Here is a 2,185-nt window from a genome sequence, read left to right on the forward strand (position 1 = left end):
GAGGAGGAGCGCGCTGTGGTTTCGAAAGCCGAATTCGAGGGCAAGACGGCCGTGGTCACGGGTGCCGGCGGCGGCCTCGGCTCAGCGATCGTGGCGCTGCTCAACGAACGCGGCGCGCGCGTCGTCGGCTGCGATCAGTCGAACGAGGCGCTGGCCAGCCCGCATCTTGCCTCGCGCCATGTCTTCGACCTGCTCGATCGGGTCACGATCGAGACAGCCATCGCAGCGATCCTCGACAGCGACGGCGTCCCCGACATCCTGATCAACAATGCCGGCTGGACCCGCGCCGAGACGCTTGGCGCGCTGACGGCGGACAGGATCGCGCATGAGCTCGATCTCAACCTGGCCGGCGTGATGATTTTCGCCGATCCTATTGCCAAGGCGATGGCCAAGCGCGGTTCCGGCAGCGTCGTCTTCATCTCCTCGGTCAACGCCATCGCGCATTTCGGCAATCCCGCCTATGCCGCGGCCAAGGCCGGCATCAATGCCTATGCCAAGTCGATCGCCGTCGAGCTCGGCCGCAGCGGCGTGCGCGCCAATGTCGTCTGCCCCGGATCGATCCGCACCGCCGCCTGGGAGCATCGCCTCGCCAAGGACCCTGAAATCCTCGGTAAGCTCAAGCGGCTCTATCCGCTCGGCCGCATCGTCAATGCGTCGGAAGTGGCCGAAACGGTGGCGTTCCTTGCCTCCGATCGCGCATCCGGCGTAACAGGCGTGGTGATGCCGGTCGATGCGGGGCTCACCGCCGGCTGCCTGCCTTTCATCGACGACATATTGGGAGCGTGACCATGACCGATGTCCAGTTCCGCAACCTGTCGAAATCGTTCGGGCCTCACAGCATCCTCGTGGATATCGACCTCGAGATCAAAGCGGCGAGTTCGTCATGCTGGTCGGGCCGTCGGGGTGCGGCAAAGTCGACCCTGCTGCGCATGCTTGCCGGCCTGGAAACGATCTGCTCCGGCGATCTCGTGATCGGCGGCTTGCCGGTCACCGTCGAGCCGCGCAACATCCATCTGTTCGACGGGACGACGGGCCTGCCCCTATGAAGTCACCCCAGATGAAAACGCCGGCCGACATCGTCACGCGGCTGCAATTGATGTCGCAGGACGGCACCAAGTCGGACCGCCGGCTGGCCGGCCTCGTGCTTTCCGATCTCGATTTCGCTTCCAAGGCGGCGATCTCGGAGATCGCGGCGCGCGTCGGCGTCAGTGAGCCGACGGTAACCCGCTTCTGCCGCAATCTCGGCTGCGAGGGCCTGCGCGATTTCAAGTTTTACCTGGCGCAAGCGATCGCCATCGGCGGGCCGTATCTGTCGCCGGCGCCGCTTAGCCGCGACGCGCGCGAGCAGCGCATCGCATCGGCCATCTCCGAAGCGGCGATAGCGGCCATCCAGCGCGCCGGCGAGAACCTCGACATGACGGCGCTGGTCGGCGTCGCCGCGCGCATCGCAATTTCCGGCAATGTCTTGTGCGTCGGCTCCGGCGGCATCTCCTCGATGATGGCGACCGAAATGCAGAACCGGCTGTTCCGGCTGGGCATGCCGGTGCTGGCGCAGGTCGACGGGCAGCTGCAGCGCATGTACGCCGCGGTCGCGACGCCCGAGACGACGCTGGTCGCCTTTTCGGTTTCCGGCTATGCGCGATCGGTCATCGAGGCGGTGCAGGTCGCGCAGCAGTATGGCGCCACGACGGTCGCCATCACCGCGCCGGACTCGGCACTGGCCAAGGCCGCCGATACGGTCATCCATCTGCAGTCGTTCGAGGACGGCAACATCTACAAGCCGACATCGTCGCGCTACGCGCTGCTCGCCATCGTCGACATGATCGTGACCTCGGTCGCCGAGACGCGCGGCCCGAAGGTGCTGGAGAACCTGCGCCGCATCAAGCAGAGCGTGAACACGCTGAAGGTCGACGATCCCCGCCTGCCACTGGGGGATTGAGGGGGGCATCTTTCCATGGTCACGTGATGCCGAATGGGGACATTCGGTGAGAACCGAGCCAATCCTGGAATCGTCGCGCCGCCCCTCATCCGCCTGCCGGCACCTTGTAACTTGTCCCTTGCCGACTCTGCTATTGCAGCAGGTGCGGTGGCGGACGAGAGACCGGAGCATCTTTGGGCCTTGAAGCCCGGGGGAGAGCGAGGGTCTTCGTCCGCCGTTCCATCGACCCCGAACAGTCGTCTGGGC

The 2,185-nt window shown here is 65.7% G+C and carries 2 protein-coding genes and 1 pseudogene; all 3 read left to right on the forward strand.

All coding sequences use genetic code 11. The features are described from left to right. Positions 1–15: 15 nt before the first annotated feature. The 3 genes and pseudogenes from EN745_RS33880 to EN745_RS33890 all read left to right on the forward strand — a co-directional run bounded on the left by EN745_RS33880 (position 16) and on the right by EN745_RS33890 (position 1,939). Positions 16–786 (forward strand): SDR family oxidoreductase, encoded by a 771-nt coding sequence (locus EN745_RS33880; RefSeq protein WP_127423245.1) that lies wholly within the window; start codon positions 16–18, stop codon positions 784–786. Between the two features lie 2 nt (positions 787–788). Then, positions 789–983, forward strand: a pseudogene (locus EN745_RS33885) (ATP-binding cassette domain-containing protein); the annotation flags it as partial. Between the two features lie 74 nt (positions 984–1,057). After that, the gene (locus EN745_RS33890; RefSeq protein ID WP_127423246.1) at positions 1,058–1,939 is read left to right on the forward strand and encodes a MurR/RpiR family transcriptional regulator; all 882 of its coding nucleotides are present in this window, start codon (positions 1,058–1,060) and stop codon (positions 1,937–1,939) included. The last annotated feature ends 246 nt before the right edge of the window (positions 1,940–2,185 follow it).

It is taken from the genome of Mesorhizobium sp. M4A.F.Ca.ET.022.05.2.1, from assembly GCF_003998845.1.
GTDB lineage: Bacteria > Pseudomonadota > Alphaproteobacteria > Rhizobiales > Rhizobiaceae > Mesorhizobium.